Origin of the sequence: Gracilibacillus salitolerans (genome assembly GCF_009650095.1) — a bacterium.
GTDB lineage: Bacteria > Bacillota > Bacilli > Bacillales > Amphibacillaceae > Gracilibacillus > Gracilibacillus salitolerans.
In genome coordinates this window covers 280,550-297,368 of record NZ_CP045915.1, presented here as the reverse complement: position 1 = coordinate 297,368, position 16,819 = coordinate 280,550, and the positions used below count along the sequence as shown (strand labels likewise).

Genomic DNA, 16,819 nt, shown 5'->3' with positions numbered 1-16,819 from the left:
TTTTTTATCGTTTAATTACTGAAACTCTCTTTCAATACATGAATATTATCGATAGCATGATTCCCGATAATCATGACAATAAATAATGTTAAGCTTATTCCTATTGAGAATAATAGCTGTGGGAATGCTAATGACAGATATACCACACCGACAATCGCTATTGAAAAGCCAATTGTTTTGATAGGATTTAACATACCTACAATAAAAGAATATTTAATATAACCGAAAAGACTTAGTTGATAATGTAAATAAGTTGGGAAAATATACAACAACGTAATCATGAACCAAACAGAAATAATATAAAAACATACACTAACGACGTAACTCCAAAGACCTTCTTGATCCATAAAAAACTGTATATCAAAATAAATAATGAAACCAATCGATCCTAGTACAATTGCTAACTGATTCACCTTAAAGAAATGTGATCTATACGTCTCCCAAAATAGTCTACCTATAGATGGGACATGTTTTTCTGTTAATAGATGATGTTGCACTTTACAAACCGCCAATGTTGCAGGGATGATCCCAAATAGGATAATGCCGAAAATCGTAAAAAGGAACCATAACATATTTAAATAAACTAGTTTTAAGAGGTGAATACAGAAAATCCTTACAATATCCGTTAACTTTTCCATACTCATTAGCTAACCTCCTTTCTACAGTTGTTATTTTTTCTGTTATCTTTTAAAATGAATGAATAATAAATCGTTACATTAAGTATATTATGACTTTACATATAAAAAAGGGGTTACAATTAATATTTCCACTAAAAAGTTAAGCGTTTACATTAAAGGGTGTCTCTATTTACGGATTTCGAAGAAATAGATACTTTTTAGACTGGGAGGAGAGAGAAAAAGTGTACAAAATTTTACTAGTGGATGATGAGAAAGAAATTCGTTATGGTCTTAAAAACTATTTTCCGTGGAGTCATCTAGGCTTTGAAATTATTCATGATTGTGAAAATGGTAAAAAAGCGCTTGAATATATATCCGATAATCCAATTGATGTTTTATTAACAGATATCCGAATGCCTGTGATAGACGGTCTTGGTCTTGCGAAACAGATTTATCAAAAACATAATCAGATTCACACCGTTATCTTAAGTGGTTATCAAGATTTTCAATATGCAAAGGAAGCCATGAAATTTGGGGTGGTTGACTATATTGTTAAACCAGGTAAATATGAGGAGATGCAAGAGGTATTCTCCCATTTGAAGAAGAAATTAGATACGTGCTTAACCATTCACTCGACAAAAGGGACTGGTAATTATTCGGATAATATTATTGATACCATAAAGAAATATGTAGAAAATAACTATGCTAACATATCACTAGGAGATCTAGCTAATCTATGCAAAATGTCGCCAAATTATTTAAGTACTTTTTTCAAGGAAAAGACAGGTACTAATTTTTCCTCTTATTTAACTGAAATCAGAATGAAAAAAGCGTCACAAATGCTAAATGACTTTGACTATAAGACGTATGAAATCAGTAATCTTGTCGGTTATAGCAATCCAAAAAATTTCACCAGAACGTTTAAGAAATATTATGGCATAACACCGAGAGAGTACCGCCAAACAAGCAACCACCAAGCTGAAATACGATGAATAAAATATTAATTAAAAACATAGTCCTCTTTTTATTTCCTGTTTTAATACCGGTATTCATACTCGGATCATTTGCTATTATTATTACCGACAAATATATGAAAGAATCAATTACAACCAATAACCTGAATCTACTACAGCAATTAGACCAACAAACAAGTCTCGTTCTAAACGACATGCACTTATTACACTTAGACTATAATTGGAATCCAGAAATAATCCTATCACTTCAAAATATACTAGACTCTGAGTATTTAACGCTTCAACAGAAGCGAAACTTAGAATACGGTGAAGGCACATTACGACGAAAAGAAATAGCAACCCCTTATATTCATTCCATATATATTTATTATATGAATGATAAAGATCGTGTACTCACATCTAGAGCTGGTGTTACTTCCATCAGCTCCATGCATGATACGGAATGGTTGGAAGAGTTCGATAATTCCTCTAAGCGGGAAGAGTTATGGATGAGAACACGAAGCATTTCTGAGTTTTCATTTGAATCACCTGAGCCGGTCATATCGATTTACAAAAATATTTTCAAATCGAGCGCACAACATGTGGAAGGTATTATTGTATTAAATATATACCAAAGCTATTTTAAAGATTTAATAAATGAATTAAATCATTATCAAGATCAAAATATCTTCGTCTTAGACGAAAACCAGCAGAAACTATATGAAAATACAACGAGCAATAGCATAGATCCTGCTGAATTAGATTTAACTAATCAACAAGATGCCTATTCAATAAGGTTAGATGGAAACACATATATTGTCCATCAGCTATTCTCTGACGAATATCAACTTCGGTATATCTCGGTAATTGAAGACAACATTATCTATTCTATCCCTAATCAATTAAGATGGTTTACATTATTATTTGTCCTATTATCATTGATATTAGGAGCAACAACCATTTATTATTTATCACAAAAAAACGCAAAACACGTTCACAAAATTATCTCTACCTTAAATACCACTAGTGAACATGGAGAGTGGACGAAGAAATTGTCCTTTAAAGACAACGAATATCAACTTATTGTGCAAAGGATCTTAAAAAATTATGTGACCCAAAGCAATTTAGAAAAGGAACTAAAAGAAAACAAGTACCAGCTACAATCCGCTGAATTGTTAGCACTTCAAAATCAAATTAATCCGCACTTTTTGTCTAATACATTAACTATCATCTATTGGCGAGCCATGGCATTAACAGGACAACCAAATAAAGTGACAAAGATGGTAGAAACATTAACAGATATTCTTCATTTTTCTTTACGAATCAAGCAACATACTGTGACATTAGCTGAGGAAATACATCACACACAGAATTATATTGACATTATTAAAATACGTTCGGATCATCCTATTTCAATCATTTGGGATTACGACGAAAAGCTTTTGAATAAACAAGTACTAAAATTCATGTTACAACCTATTATTGAAAATAGCTTGTCACATGGGGTAGACCATCAATCGAATCAAGAACTAACCATTAAAATAAAAATTCAAGCTGTAGAGGAAGAAAATATCCATGTTACGGTTATTGATAGCGGAAAGGGCATTTCGAAAGAGAATCTGCATACATTAAGAGAAGGTATTCCATCCGAATTATTGTCAACAAAGCATATCGGCTTAGCGAATATTAATAAGCGACTTGATCTAATATTTAATGGTCGCTATACATTTATCATCCGTAGTAAGGAAAGATGGGGAACTTCTATTACTATCATTCATCCAATCAAGAATTGATCGTGTTTCAGAGTGGTACTCCCTGAGCATATAATTCTCCTCTGGAGGGGAAATTCATCCCCCACTTATCACTGCACACCTTAAAGTGATGGAAGTGGGGGTCTTCTCGCTCAAAAGAGATAAATTTATGAAGAAAATACTTTCGGATAATGAACGACACCTTGAACAGTTTCAAGAGAATCCTCAGTTAATTCTAGAGCCATAAATACTTCGTTAGGCACTTTAAATGGTGCTTTTATATTCCATAATTGAGCTTGTTTAAATCCAAACTTTGGATAATAGTCTTTATGACTAAAACAATAACTGAAAGGTAACCTAGCTCTTTTGCTTTTTTTGATGCCTCATGAATTAATTGACTTCCAACTCATCATCATCTACGATTGTAATTTTAGATAACAGAATGTGACCAACAATTTGATTGGCTTGATCTATTGCGACTAATGAAAGTTCAGGAATAAATGCCTCTGATTTTCTAATTCGATTTACAAGTTGATGTCTGTCTTGTCACTATATTGTTCATTTAAAAATGCTTGTTTTACAACTTCTTCTGTCATGGTATAATCTTTTGGAAATTCTTGTCTAATAATAATATTCATTTTAACTCAACCTCTGTTCTTTCTTATTTCTTTTTGAATTTTGCGAAGTGCTTTTTTCGAACCACGCTCTATATCATGCTGCATTTTTCGCGTTTTGTGATCTACAAACAATGTTTCTAAATTGTATCCTACTGGATATAATTCCTTCGCCTGTACCTCTAAGGAAAGTCGCTTAACATTTACTTCAATAAACTCCCCGTTATAGAACACGACAACATTATAGAAATTGTCTATCTCTTTATATACAATTGCAAAGTCATCATAGTCTAATAATTTCACACGATCTCCTTTTTTATATTGATACTTCTCTTGGGTTTTCTCTTTGACGATCTTAGGCTTCCTTGTTTTACCTTCATTCACCCTTTCTAAATGATACTCTTTATTTTCCATATAATCTTTTGCTCTTTGTAGTACATTTTCTCGTATATTCATTTTTTTAGAAATCCAAAGAGCATTACTTTCACCTGATTTTCCTATCATTAACTTATACTTTGGTTCCAATGTCTCACTATTAAATTGCATTGCTGCATTCATAAAGTCGTTATGCATTTCTGAAAAGCGTTTAATTTCACCATAGTGAGTTGTCGCAACTGTAATACAACCCATATGATAAAACTCTTCTAAAATAGAAATCGCAAGTGCAGATCCTTCATTCGGTTCCGTACCACTCCCTATTTCATCAAATAGTAAAAGTGTATTATTATTGGATACCCTCATTATTTCCGAAAGGTTTTTCATATGAGATGAAAATGTACTTAGTGCATTTTCTATACTTTGATTGTCGCCAATATCTACGAAGATGTTCTCAAAAACTGAAATTTCTGTTTCCTTATCTGCACTAATGTGAAAGCCTGACATTGTCGCCAAAGTCAATAATCCAATTGTTTTGAGAACAATCGTTTTCCCACCAGCATTTGGTCCTGTAATTATTAAGCTACGATAATTTTCACCGATTTCAAAATTAAGCGGTACAACTTCTCCTGATAAAAGTGGGTGTTTGCAGCTAACTAATTTTATATACCCAAAATCATTTAATTTGGGCTCCACTCCTTCAATGTGTTTGCTGAATTTCGCTTTTGCAAACACCATATCATATTGGCTAATAAGATCCAGATTAATTTTGATGTCATAAATGTTCTCTAAGATCATTCCTGATAAAGCAGCTAATATTTGATATTCCTCTATTGCTTCTTCAGCTTTTAGTCTTGCGAGTTCTCCGTTTAATTTTGTAACTGTATTCGGTTCTATAAAGACCGTTGACCCTTTAGAAGAAACTTCAATAATTGTTCCTGAAACTTGATTTTTATATGAAGCTTTAATTGGAATTGTATATCGATCGTCTTTCTTACTAATAAAGAATTCTTGAATATACTTCTTATTGGTACTACTATTTAAAAATTTATTTAAGCGCTCTTTAATTTTCTCTTCAACTGATTTAATACTTCTTCGTATTTGTCTTAATTCTTTACTTGCAGCTGAATAAACACTATTTCCTTTGATTGAAAAATCAACCTTTTCTTCCACTTTTTCAAATTTGGACATTGAATTTGAATACGATGCTAGTACTGGTGCAAAAAACTCTTTATCCAGCATGAACATTTTAATTTTCCTACAGCCTCTTAAAAAATCCGATACACTAACCAATTCGCTTGGATCTAGAATCATGCCTTTTTCGAGATTTTGAATGATATTTTCAATGTTAGAAACTCCTGAAAATGGCACATGATCTACTGCATCTAATATCGCTCGTGCCTCAGTCGTTTCATTTAAACGAATTTTAACTACTTTCATACTTGAGCTTGGTTTCAATTTATCTAACATTTTTTTCCCTAATCCACTTACACAATAAGATTTAACTATTTCTTTTAACTCGTTATATTGCAATTTTTCAAAAGTCATCTTATTCAATTTCTATGCTCCTCACTATGATTTATTTGTATCATACATGAAGATACCTACCCATTAGATTCCAATGAAGTTTAATTAAATATGACATCTATGGTATTTCGTTTCACTATTCTACATAATAAAAATAAGCATAAAAAAGCTGCGGGGATACCGCAGCTTTTTTTACATTTACAAGGCATGTGTACTAAACATATACATTGAAATAAGCCACCTAAAAAAAGTATAGCTATCTCATAGTTATTACACGCTTTATAAAGTATAGTAGGTATCTTCATAGGTATTGAAATAAATCCATGACCAAATTAGGGGTATGAAATCTATAAAAATCCCCTTTTGTCATCATATTTATTTCATTTAATTTTTCCTATTTAGAACCTACTGCACTCACAAAAAGCACCTCTGATTAATTTATTGTTTTATTCATTGAAATCTAATTAACAGTTATCATTATACTATACTGTAATAAAAAAATAAAGTTAATATATCTTACGAATATTTGCTCGTTTATTGTACATTTTCATCAAAAGTTTAATCAGTTTCGTACAGTTGAACTTCTACTAAAGCATCCCTAAAGATGATAGCTAATAACTTCTTGTTCTTCTTTTACGAAGAAAGTTAGTTGCATAAGGAACTTACTAAATTTCCAAAATTCTTAATATCTCTTAAATAATCATATTCAGCTGGATCGCCAATCTTATTGTACATACGTACTGCTACAACTTTATATTCTGGTATAACTAAGCAAGCACAACCAGATATTCCTAAAATTTGATAAGATTTTGCTGGCAAATCCTCGCCTATTTCACTATTTAGATAAGCATTTTCATTCTTAAACCAAAAAAATCCGTTTTGAGGTGTATGAAACATATCTTTCGGTGTTTGTATGGAAGTGGTGAATTCAAATAAATTTCTTGGCAAAACTTGCTTACCATGAAGATTACCCTTGTTCAAATGTAAATAGCCCCAGTGAGCAAACTCTCTCGCACTTACATACAAATTTCTTTCAAATCCAGTATCATTATCTAATCGAATTTTTGGTTCTTCTGATAATTCGAAGACATCAGCAACAAGATTATTTTTATATGTTGATTCCCATCCAGTTTCTGAAAACTCTAAAGGATTAAATACATAATCTTGAAGAATACCATTCACCGTATGATGAGAAATACTGAGAATAATTTTATATAACAGTGACAGTCCTGCATCATTGTATATCCATTCACTTCCTGGAGAAGCACTCCTTATCAACTTGTCATTTATAAATTTTAAACCATGTGTATGCGTTACAAGATGGCGCAATGTGATACCTTTGTAAATATTCTCATCTATTCCTTCTACATACTCTAATACTTCGTCATCCAGACTATTTATTTTCCCGTCATTAAGAAGGATAGCAACTGCCAACCCTATATAGCTTTTACGAGCAGAGTAAATATTAAAACGAGAGTCTTCTTCAATTTTCTGTTTTGTTAAAGGATTAAACCCAGAATACCATTCACCTATAACTCTATCTTCTTGTATTACGTATACTGCACTTGCAGATGCTTTGATTTGATTTTTCATATCTTCCACATATGTATATAAAGGATGTAATCGTTCTGATTTTTTATTTATTAAACACTGCCCAATTTGATTAGTTGATGGATTTTTAACCATTCCTCTATCACTCCATGTTTTTTAACTATCCAGCTAATCTTTCCTGATAGTACAATATCTTCACATATCGTTTTTAACTTAAAACGATATGATCTAACTTACTACCCCGTTGGTGCAACAATCTTTGTTTGTATTAACTATTAAGAAGGGAATGATTTTGTTCCAGTACATGTGCATTAAGCTGTATTCAAATACTTCCTTTAATCTAATAAATTTTTTATCATATGAATATCTTTTGGCTCTTTTTGAAAAAGCTCTTCGTCCACATCAGGAGTAATAGCTGAACCACGACTTGAATAAAAATTAACTGCCGATTCGGTTTCCGTAGCTGATATGTACAATTGTTTAGCCCCTCTTTTAGTTGCTTCTCTGCTTAAGGCTTCAAAAATTCGGCTACCAACTCCTTGTCTTCGATATTCTCTTGTTACATACATAAGGTCTAGCTGGAGTTGGTTATTGTCTTTGCCCCTGAATTTGTGTGCAAGAACACCGAATCCAACTAATTTTTCTCTATCATATGCACCGTATGCTGTACCACCGTTTCTTAATTCATATTCATACCTTGAAATTATCTCCTTGTAATGCTCTTCATCCCAATTAGGGCATTCGTTTAGTATTTTTCTCTCATGAAGTTCATCGTCAATACAATGATAAATCAGTTCAATCGTCTCTGAACGGTCAATATCACGAATCTTATAAGCGTCCTGAAGTTTCATCGGAACAATTGAAATCATATACATATTCTCCACCTTTTTATGAATACCAACCTACTTCACCATAATTTGGTCTCCAATCTACTCAATACTTCATCAGTTTAATTTATCCCAAAGCTTTAGTTCCTTAAAACTCCAAATGAAACCGCTTGTATTTTTGCAAAACATCTTTAAGAGTATGTTCAATGGATACCCTTAATTCTGAAGGCTGAATGACTTCAACATATGCAACCTTTTCTAAAATCACACTCAACGCATGGTTATAACTATATAAATTGATGGTTATAGTTAATTCTGTTTCTTCTTCGACCATGCTGATCACTTCAAATTCTGATAATAGTTGTGCATATTTTTTTTGAATTTTTATTTGTACAGGATATTGTTCATTTTCTGCACATTTATGAAAAAAATCCTGTTTACTCTGATCCCAATAATCTATAAGTGAGAATCTATCAGACATATAAAAGTTCTCATTTGAACTGTCCACCTTTACAATACGTTCGCACTTAAAGGTTTTAATCCCTTTACTGTTATCACAATAAGCTACTAAATACCAATCCATTCGCTTGACTACTATTCCATATGGATGTATCCGTCTTATAGAAGATGCTCCACTGACCTTTTTATAAGTGATAGTGAGAATTTTCGATTTAAATACTGACAACAAGAGTGTATCAATATGTGCAAGTTGGATACTACTCCCCCACCACGGGCTTTCATCAAAATGAAATCTGTTTCTTATTGTATCGAAATTATCACCTAGTTCTACAGGTACATTTTTCTGCAATTTTAATAGAGTATTATTTAGTTTAATGGACATGTCACTTTCTTTTACAGGTTGTATTCCAATTCCGCTGAGATACAGGTTTATAAAATCCTCTTCATGAAGGTTTTTGATTCCTGTTGAATATCCATCCATAAGTTTTACTCCTCCTTTAGGTCCTGTAGTTGTTACTAACGGAACACCCGCTTCACATAATGTGTCAATATCTCTATAAATGGTTCGTACAGAAACTTCTAGATTTGATGCCAATTCGTTAGCTTTAATAGATCCCCTTGATTCAACCAATAAGAGAATTGAAATTAAGCGATGAACCCTCATATAATCACACCTCATTTTTAGAAATATTTATGACACTATGTTGTCATAAATAGGTTGCTATACTTTTGATATTACATGATGAAAGGGAGATTTAAATGAATATAGGAATTTTGGGAACTGGTTTTGGTGTCTACCATGCCGAATTATATAAAAAACTTAATAATATCAATTCTATCACAATTTTTGGTAGAGATATGGGAAAATTAACTCGGATTAAAGAAGACCTCGATGTAGCAATTACTGATGATGTTAATGTTATCCTTAAAAATCCAGATATTGATTTAGTTGATATTTGTCTGCCAAGTTCGTTGCATAAAAAGTATGTGATTGAAGCTTTGAAAAACGACAAAGATGTTTTTTGTGAGACACCTTTTGCGTTAACGATTGAAGATGCGAATGCGATGCAATTAGCAGAGAATCAATATGGGAGAAAGGTTTTTGTTAACCAATTTATCAAACATGAGCAGCCTTATGAGTATCTTTACAAAGTAATGCAAATAGAGAAATTAGGTAAATTAAAGGCATTACATATTAAAAGAAAAACTCCTCCGTTATGGGGGGATTTAAGTCTAAATAAAATTACTACCGATTTAATGATCCATGACTTTGATGTCGTTACATGGCTATTGGGTAAGCCGAACTGTATATTTTCTCAAGGCGCAAACGGAAAACAAGGACAATCCCATGTAAATGCTTTATTAAAATATTCCGATGGTATAGTAAGTGTTGAAGGTTCCTCTATGATGCCATTTGGTCATCCATTTACAGTTGGTTATGATGCCATATTTGAAAGTGGAATGATTACATATAATGAAGATGGATATAAAGATTCAGTAGAAACCTCTTTTAAACTATATGCCGATCAACGTATAGAACAAATTGATATTGTAAATCAAAACTGTTATGAAGAATCTATCAAACATGTCATAGAATGTTGTAAAAAAGATATTCCTACTAGGTTAAGTCTAACAGCAGCAATAAAATCATTGGGGCTGTCAATTAAAATTAAGGAACAAATATTGAATGGAGAAGGACTTTCCTAGTTAATAATTTAACAAGTGTCAACAACTCATGACTAAATTTACGAGTTGTTGACATGATACTAATACCCAAACATAACATCTTTTTTAATATTTCGCTTAGGTACCTTCTGTGTTTGTAAATAGGTGGTTGTTGCATCTACCATTGATTTTGGTCCTGCAACGAAGAAATGACCATCATTCGAGTATGAACTGATACACTTGTCCAATTCCTTGTTTAAATGATCTCTTTCATGAAGATATGTTACATTAACGGAAGTTTCTTTAGCAATTTGATCCAATTCATCCTGAAAAATATAAGATTTATTGCTATCCAAATACATTAATTGAATTTGTTTATTATTACTATTACCTTCTGCTTCAATTTGTTGTATGATGGACCGAAATGGCGTAATGCCAATCCCTCCTGCTATTAGCATTGTAGGGCTATCCTCTTTTAAGTAAAATGATCCAATAGGCCCGGCCATTTTAATCGTATCAACTTTTGTTAAGGATAACATCGCTTTTTTAAATTCACTCGGATTATCACTAATTTTCATCGTTATTTGAATCACATTTTCCTCAGGTGCCGATGCGATTGTAAATGGACGGGTATGATTTTTGATTTTCTGATGTGTGATCGTAAATAAACCGTGTTGACCTGCCTTCCAAGTTACGTCCTCTGATTTTTCAAAGCGAAACGTATAGACACCTTCTGCTTCTTGAAAACTTTCGATAAAAGGCAAATCTTTTTTTTGAAAGATGGAAAATATATCTTGAAAGAACGCCATCTTATTCACTCCTTTGTAATAAAGTCAGATTACTTTCTCCAAAAAGTCGTACAATTTGCTTTGTCCCAAATATTAAAATCAATTATTTTCTCCAATAGTTCATAATCTACTTCACGATTCCACGGGATACGAATAATCTCTTTTGTATAATCGTAACCAGCTTTTTGAATGTCCTCTTCTACATATTGAATTGCCACATGTTCAGGGGCAACTGATAAATGTTTTTTTGATACACTAAATCCAATGATAAACGTACCATGATCAGTAAACATCGGTTGATTCCATTTGATTTCTGTTTCTAATTTTGGATGTTTTTCGGTAATCCAGTTGAATATTTGTTCCGTTCTGTCCCTATGTGCTTCATGATCTATTCCTTGTAAAAATTCAGTGAAAGCCGCCATGTTATGACTTCCTTTGTCATATGCTGATTTTTCTTCTAACACTTTTTGAAGTTCTTCTACTTTATATGCCCAACCATATTTTGCACCGTTATATGCTTGTCCTTTTGCTTCAAATCCAGTGTGATCTAGATGTAAATGTGTTGTTTCCCCGTCTTCTGTTAATGTCCACGTTACGGTCGTATCGATTGGTCCACCTACCCATGTATAGGATAAAGTATACGGTTCATCTACAACTAACACTTCACAATCCACTACTAAATCAATTTCTTTATTCCAAAACTGACACTTATCTCCCACAATGGGTTTAAAGTTATTTTCCATCACCCATTGTGCAAGTGTATCGGAATTAGTTAATGCTTTCCACACTTTGTTAATGGGGCTTTTAAACTGAAAATCTAACGATAAATTTGGCATTCTTTATTCCTCCAATATATTTTTTAGTATTGCCGCTCGTTCATTCCAGAACTGTTCATAGAAGGAAAGCCAATCCTTTACTTCCTGCAAAGGTTCTGGATTTAGTCGGTACTTGGTTTCTCTACCTGATTTACGGTTCTTTACTAAATTAGCTTCCCTGAGAATCATCAAATGTTTCGATACTGCTGTACGCCCCATTTGAAAGTGAGGAGTTAATTCATGGAGAGGCAACTCATCCTTACCTGCCAATATGCTTATTAATTTACGCCTTGTTGGATCTGCAATGGCTACAAAAACATCTCGTTTTTCGTCAGCTTTTTCCATAACCCTTTCCTCCTATTATGATACCAAATGGTGTCTTTTTATTATATGACATTAAAACGTGTCAAGTCAATTTTTATTAATAAATGGTATTAAGATTCTATGTTAAGCAGATGGGGGCGTTTGAATGAGTTTGAGGGCAGGAGAAAAGGCGAGATAAAGTAGCAGATGTTGGTGCTTGAAACCAAAAAAAAGAACCGATATCCTCAGAGAAAAATCAGGTCGGTTCGAGTAAATGTTTGATTCGAAACTGTAATTATATTGCATAACATATGGTAATATTTTGCTCCAAGTTGTGTACTACCATTTTTAAGTTTGATTTGGGGAAGATAGGTAGGAATGAACCGAAAACAAGTCGAATCATTCCCTTCCATGTTTGTAGGTATGTCCGCAACGACTTATGTCATGATCACGGAAATACCGGACCTGACTTGCTGATTTCGTATTTCTTTACATCTTCGCTAATAATAGGGGTCACAGGTTCTGGCGGGTTTGCCGTCGCTTGATGTTGTTTAAGATCTTCCTCCTTTTCCCATTGTTCGAGCAGATTTACACGGCCCGCTTCAATTGGATCAGCTGCAAGGATAAAGTCTAGACATCCTTTCTTGGAACGAGTGTGGCGAATAAACTCTTCCAAACTCTCAAGGTATTTTGCCCGATACTCCGGGGCGACGTATAATTTTCCAGCTATCATAATCATAGTGTTACGACCTCCTTATTTAGATCTAGTGCCTTCCTTTAGACATATCACGCTCAATGGATTTAAAAATATGCTTAGTTACTTTGTCCCCATTCAGTATTCTGAGGTTCGTTGGTCTGAACATTCAAACTTTCATCACTCGGACGAACGTGTCTAAGTAAAATGACTGAAGCCAAGGCAAGGGCGATAAATAGAACAGTGCTGAGAAGAGCGGAGGCATTCAGTCCGGTAGTGAATGCTTCACGGGCTGAGCCAAGTAACTCAGTTCCCAAAGGAGCATATAGTTGTTCAGCAGTGGACACTGCTCCTATAATGCTCTCACTGGCAGACTCAGCAGACTCGATCGGTACACCCTCTGGAATAAGTACTTGTCGGCGGTAAATGGCTGTACCTAGACTGCCTAAGGCGGCGATTCCCAAGGCAATTCCAAATTCGGCCCCGCTCTCTGATACAGCCGCTGCTGCTCCGGCCTTCTCAGGTGGAGCGGATCCAACAATCAAATCTGTCGCCAAAGCCCCCATTGGTCCTACCCCCATCATCACCATGACGATACCCATGATAGCAACCGTCAGGCTCCCGGTACTTTCCAACTGGTACAGGATCTGGTACCCTATCGCTGAGAACAAGAGTCCAGCTGCGATGACATAAGCCGGACGTATCCGTTTTGCTAGAAACGGGGCCAGCATCGTAGCAGCAATCATTGCGAGAGAGGAAGGTACGAGCCAGAGCCCCGCTATCAGTGGTGAAAGGCCTTCTACCAATTGCAGATGCAGATTGATTAGAAAAAGAATTCCGCCCTGAACCGCCCCAACGAGCATTGAGATGACCAATGCGCTACTAAATGTGCGATTACCAAATAGGTGCAGGTCCAAAAGCGGATGGGTAAGCCTGAATTGTCGGTAACAGAATAATACGCCGAAACACACTCCTACTATAGCAACGGCAATCGTCCCGCCCTGCCAGCCATGTCGCGCCAGTTCTTTGAAACCATAAATAATGGGTAAGATCGTCGCAAGCAACAGAGCTACACTTATCAGATCCAGTTTGCCGGCCTCAGTATTGCGGAACTCAGGCAGCAGGATAGGGGCGGTTATCAAAAGAAGAAGCATCACCGGCACCCCCAGCAGGAATACCGCCCCCCACCAGAACCACTCTATGAACGCGCCTCCGATCACCGGTCCGAATGCCATCCCTCCCATAAAACAGCTCATCCATACGGCAATGGCCACCCCCCTCTGCCTTGGTTCACCAAACATGTTAGTAATTAAAGCCAAAGTTGACGGCATGAGTGTGGCTCCAGCTATCCCCATCAGTGCCCGAGTGGTTATTAGCATTTCAGGACTCGTGGAATAAGCTGCCAGTACTGAAGCGATGCCAAATACCGCACCACCAATCATCAATAGTTTTCGACGACCGATGTGGTCGCCTAAAGTACCCATTGTTATCAATAATCCTGCAATCATAAACCCGTAGATATCTGTGATCCACAATAGTTGAGTGCTATCCGCACCAAGGTCCGCGCTTAAATATGGCAAAGCCAAATGAAGAACACTTAAATCGATGGATAACAGCAAAGTAGGCAAAGCCAAGACTGCCAGCCCTATCCATTCTCTTCCTCCGGCTTTTCTCGGTACTTCTGTTGATAAAGCTGATTTCTTTTCATCAGTCAATCGTATCTCCACCTCTCTACTCTATCATTTTATTTCGAATTGATCCCGATGGGGCATGAAACTGAATATTTCCATGGTTGTTCATAATGAGCTTGAGTATCTGGATCAATTGGCAATTGAAGATATTCAGCGATCTCCAACATGACTTCCCTGCAGAAAAAGTAGTTTTTATCTTTTACAACTTTTCCTTCTTCAAAATCTAGAATTTGTGCTCGCCACAGGGTTTGGCGATTTCCTCTATCGGCAATAAACAGTACAACCGGCTCTCCCCACAACCATCTCCATTCCGTGTGAAACGATTCCGGATAGGACGACCAATTCATGGTCGATTCAATCGAATTCCGACCTCGGACAATGCCCGTGTTCAAAAATTGAATTTCGCCATGCTGGGCATATAAATCCATTAGCATTGCTGTATCTTTAAGATGAAATGCCTGTACGTATTGAGAAAGAAGAGGTAAGTTTCTCTCTGTCATGGATGAACTTTTTCTCTTTCTCGTATGTCCATCTGGGTCATTGGATTTCAGATTAGCTCTTGCTCTTGAAAGCATCGCATGCACCGCCCCTTCAGTTGTTTGCAGCATATCGGCTACCTCCTGAGCAGAGAAATCAAACACATCACTCAATAACACGACTACAACATGTCGCGGTGTTAGGGAGCTAATTAAAATTTCAATCCCCTCCAGTACATGTAGGCTATAATCATGTTGGGGATCCTTCATTTCAATGCTTTCAGGGAAATGATTCGTTTCGATCGGTTGAATTTTTCTGCGTTGGTCGATCCAAGTATTGGAGGCAATGCGAAATAAGTATGATTTTGGTATGAAGGGATGTCTGATTTGTCCTAATGAAACGAATGTCTTCATCAACGTTTCTTGCATTAGGTCTTCAGCATCCCAAACATTAGATGTCAAATGCAAGCAATACCGCCATAAAGCGGGGCGAAACTCATCTACGGATTGGATAAAAGATGCGTATAATTTTCTTGCTTCAATTCCTATATCATGTAAGTGCAACGTGCCAGCTCTCCTTTCTTTTTAAATTTTTTGGTGTTGCTATATATAAAGACGTGTTTCACAATAAATTTCATACGGTCAAGTTTTTAAAATGCCAGCGGTTGGTTCACCTTAAGTAAGTTAGAGTGAGGCTATATTTCTAATATAACAAACTCCCAAAGTAATAGTTTCTTATCACTTGCTCGATATTATCAGAGTTGATAGCAACTTTATCTTGCAAAATTCAAGTCAATCGGCAAAGAATTTGAAATCAGATAAATATAACTCCACTCTCGCACCTAAAAAAAGGCAAGTATGCTCGGATAACTTGGCAAACCGGTAATCCATTGCTGCAGTTGACTTTGAATCCATTTGAGATCTTTTTTCCTGATTTCTTAGATCTGGATGAGAAAATTACTTAGTGATAAAGCTCATCTTTATATGGGTGAGGGTAATATCCAATCATGTTACAATGCTCCTCCTATTATTTAAAATACCCAAATGTATCTTTCAGCGGCTACTATTAATGGTAACTACATAAAAAAAGCCCTCTACTCCCATTTAAGAGCCGAGGGCGAAAAAAATTTCAATTTTAAATTTACACTTTTTACCTATAACTTCAAATTAAACATCATTCGACTTTTTGTTAACAAAAATAACAATTCCACTTTTTTTCGAAGAATAAAGTTGATTCGTTATTCAGCAATCGCGTTATAGGAACAACTTTAAGATTTGATTTTCTCAGCCAACTCTAAAATAATTCCCTCTGGCCCACGAACGTAGCATAATTTATAAGTATTTTCGTAGTTTTGTATCTCACCAAAAAGTTGCGCGCCTTTCTTTTTCAATTTGGCAACAACGGCTTCTATACCTTCAACAGCAAATGCAATATGCCGGATACCCAAGGTATTTGCAAAAGATTGCTGAATACCTTTTTCATCTGATGGCTTATGGAATTTGACCAGTTCTATAGTTGCCTGACCGCCTGGCACTCCTAACATTACAACCGTCTCTCTAACGTCATTAAGCCCAATTATCCGTTCCACCCACTCTCCTTCCACTTCTCCTTCTCCTTGCACTTCAAGTCCAAGATCGAGAAAAAACGCTTTAGCTTCCGAAAGGTCATTTACGATTACACCCACATGATCTATTCTATTGATCTTCATATCT

15 protein-coding genes and 2 pseudogenes are annotated in these 16,819 nt (G+C 35.2%); 3 read left to right on the top strand and 14 right to left on the bottom strand.

What is annotated here, in order from left to right:
- Positions 1-11 precede the first annotated feature (11 nt).
- The gene (locus GI584_RS01560; protein ID WP_153789997.1) at positions 12-644 is read right to left on the bottom strand and encodes a YesL family protein; all 633 of its coding nucleotides are present in this window, start codon (positions 642-644) and stop codon (positions 12-14) included.
- 215 nt (positions 645-859) lie between these two features.
- On the opposite strand from GI584_RS01560, the gene GI584_RS01555 reads away from it, so the two are divergent.
- Positions 860-1,609 carry a response regulator transcription factor gene (locus GI584_RS01555; RefSeq protein ID WP_153789996.1) on the top strand — a complete coding sequence of 250 codons (750 nt, stop codon included), beginning with the start codon at positions 860-862 and terminating at the stop codon, positions 1,607-1,609.
- On the top strand, positions 1,606-3,363 hold the full coding sequence (locus GI584_RS01550; protein WP_153789995.1) for a sensor histidine kinase: 1,758 nt from the start codon (positions 1,606-1,608) through the stop codon (positions 3,361-3,363). Before GI584_RS01555 ends, GI584_RS01550 begins: the two co-directional genes overlap by 4 nt.
- Positions 3,364-3,488: 125 nt before the next feature.
- Here GI584_RS01550 and GI584_RS01545 read toward each other — a convergent pair.
- The 5 genes and pseudogenes from GI584_RS01545 to GI584_RS01525 all read right to left on the bottom strand — a co-directional run bounded on the left by GI584_RS01545 (position 3,489) and on the right by GI584_RS01525 (position 9,338).
- Positions 3,489-3,959 (bottom strand): annotated as a pseudogene (locus GI584_RS01545) (GNAT family N-acetyltransferase).
- Between the two features lie 6 nt (positions 3,960-3,965).
- Complete coding sequence (locus GI584_RS01540) at positions 3,966-5,867, bottom strand: endonuclease MutS2 (RefSeq protein ID WP_153789994.1); 1,902 nt, start codon at positions 5,865-5,867, stop codon at positions 3,966-3,968.
- Between the two features lie 615 nt (positions 5,868-6,482).
- Positions 6,483-7,523 carry a serine hydrolase domain-containing protein gene (locus tag GI584_RS01535; RefSeq protein ID WP_153789993.1) on the bottom strand — a complete coding sequence of 347 codons (1,041 nt, stop codon included), beginning with the start codon at positions 7,521-7,523 and terminating at the stop codon, positions 6,483-6,485.
- Positions 7,524-7,723: 200 nt separating this feature from the next.
- Positions 7,724-8,263 (bottom strand): GNAT family N-acetyltransferase, encoded by a 540-nt coding sequence (locus GI584_RS01530; protein ID WP_407647384.1) that lies wholly within the window; start codon positions 8,261-8,263, stop codon positions 7,724-7,726.
- Between the two features lie 100 nt (positions 8,264-8,363).
- Positions 8,364-9,338 carry a helix-turn-helix transcriptional regulator gene (locus GI584_RS01525; protein WP_194842095.1) on the bottom strand — a complete coding sequence of 325 codons (975 nt, stop codon included), beginning with the start codon at positions 9,336-9,338 and terminating at the stop codon, positions 8,364-8,366.
- 95 nt (positions 9,339-9,433) lie between these two features.
- Between GI584_RS01525 and GI584_RS01520 the strand changes: the two genes are divergently transcribed.
- Positions 9,434-10,381: a Gfo/Idh/MocA family protein gene (locus GI584_RS01520; protein WP_153789991.1), complete on the top strand. Its 948-nt coding sequence runs from the start codon at positions 9,434-9,436 to the stop codon at positions 10,379-10,381.
- Between the two features lie 59 nt (positions 10,382-10,440).
- Here GI584_RS01520 and GI584_RS01515 read toward each other — a convergent pair whose 3' ends face one another.
- The 8 genes and pseudogenes from GI584_RS01515 to GI584_RS01480 all read right to left on the bottom strand — a co-directional run bounded on the left by GI584_RS01515 (position 10,441) and on the right by GI584_RS01480 (position 16,815).
- Complete coding sequence (locus tag GI584_RS01515) at positions 10,441-11,148, bottom strand: FAD-dependent oxidoreductase (protein ID WP_153789990.1); 708 nt, start codon at positions 11,146-11,148, stop codon at positions 10,441-10,443.
- A 29-nt stretch (positions 11,149-11,177) separates the two neighbouring features.
- On the bottom strand, positions 11,178-11,549 hold the full coding sequence (locus tag GI584_RS01510) for an iron chaperone (protein WP_153792880.1): 372 nt from the start codon (positions 11,547-11,549) through the stop codon (positions 11,178-11,180).
- 45 nt (positions 11,550-11,594) lie between these two features.
- Positions 11,595-11,963: pseudogene (locus GI584_RS24195) on the bottom strand (SRPBCC family protein); the annotation flags it as partial.
- Between the two features lie 3 nt (positions 11,964-11,966).
- A complete protein-coding gene (locus GI584_RS01500; RefSeq protein ID WP_100362355.1) occupies positions 11,967-12,287 on the bottom strand; it encodes an ArsR/SmtB family transcription factor in 321 nt (106 codons plus the stop codon).
- Between the two features lie 406 nt (positions 12,288-12,693).
- Positions 12,694-12,984 carry a putative quinol monooxygenase gene (locus GI584_RS01495; RefSeq protein ID WP_153789989.1) on the bottom strand — a complete coding sequence of 97 codons (291 nt, stop codon included), beginning with the start codon at positions 12,982-12,984 and terminating at the stop codon, positions 12,694-12,696.
- Positions 12,985-13,058: 74 nt separating this feature from the next.
- Positions 13,059-14,654, bottom strand: a complete 1,596-nt coding sequence (locus GI584_RS01490) for an MFS transporter (protein WP_153789988.1) — start codon at positions 14,652-14,654, stop codon at positions 13,059-13,061.
- Positions 14,655-14,683: 29 nt separating this feature from the next.
- A complete protein-coding gene (locus GI584_RS01485) occupies positions 14,684-15,670 on the bottom strand; it encodes an RNA polymerase sigma factor (protein WP_153789987.1) in 987 nt (328 codons plus the stop codon).
- A 704-nt stretch (positions 15,671-16,374) separates the two neighbouring features.
- Positions 16,375-16,815: a VOC family protein gene (locus GI584_RS01480; RefSeq protein WP_153789986.1), complete on the bottom strand. Its 441-nt coding sequence runs from the start codon at positions 16,813-16,815 to the stop codon at positions 16,375-16,377.
- Between the last annotated feature and the right edge of the window lie 4 nt (positions 16,816-16,819).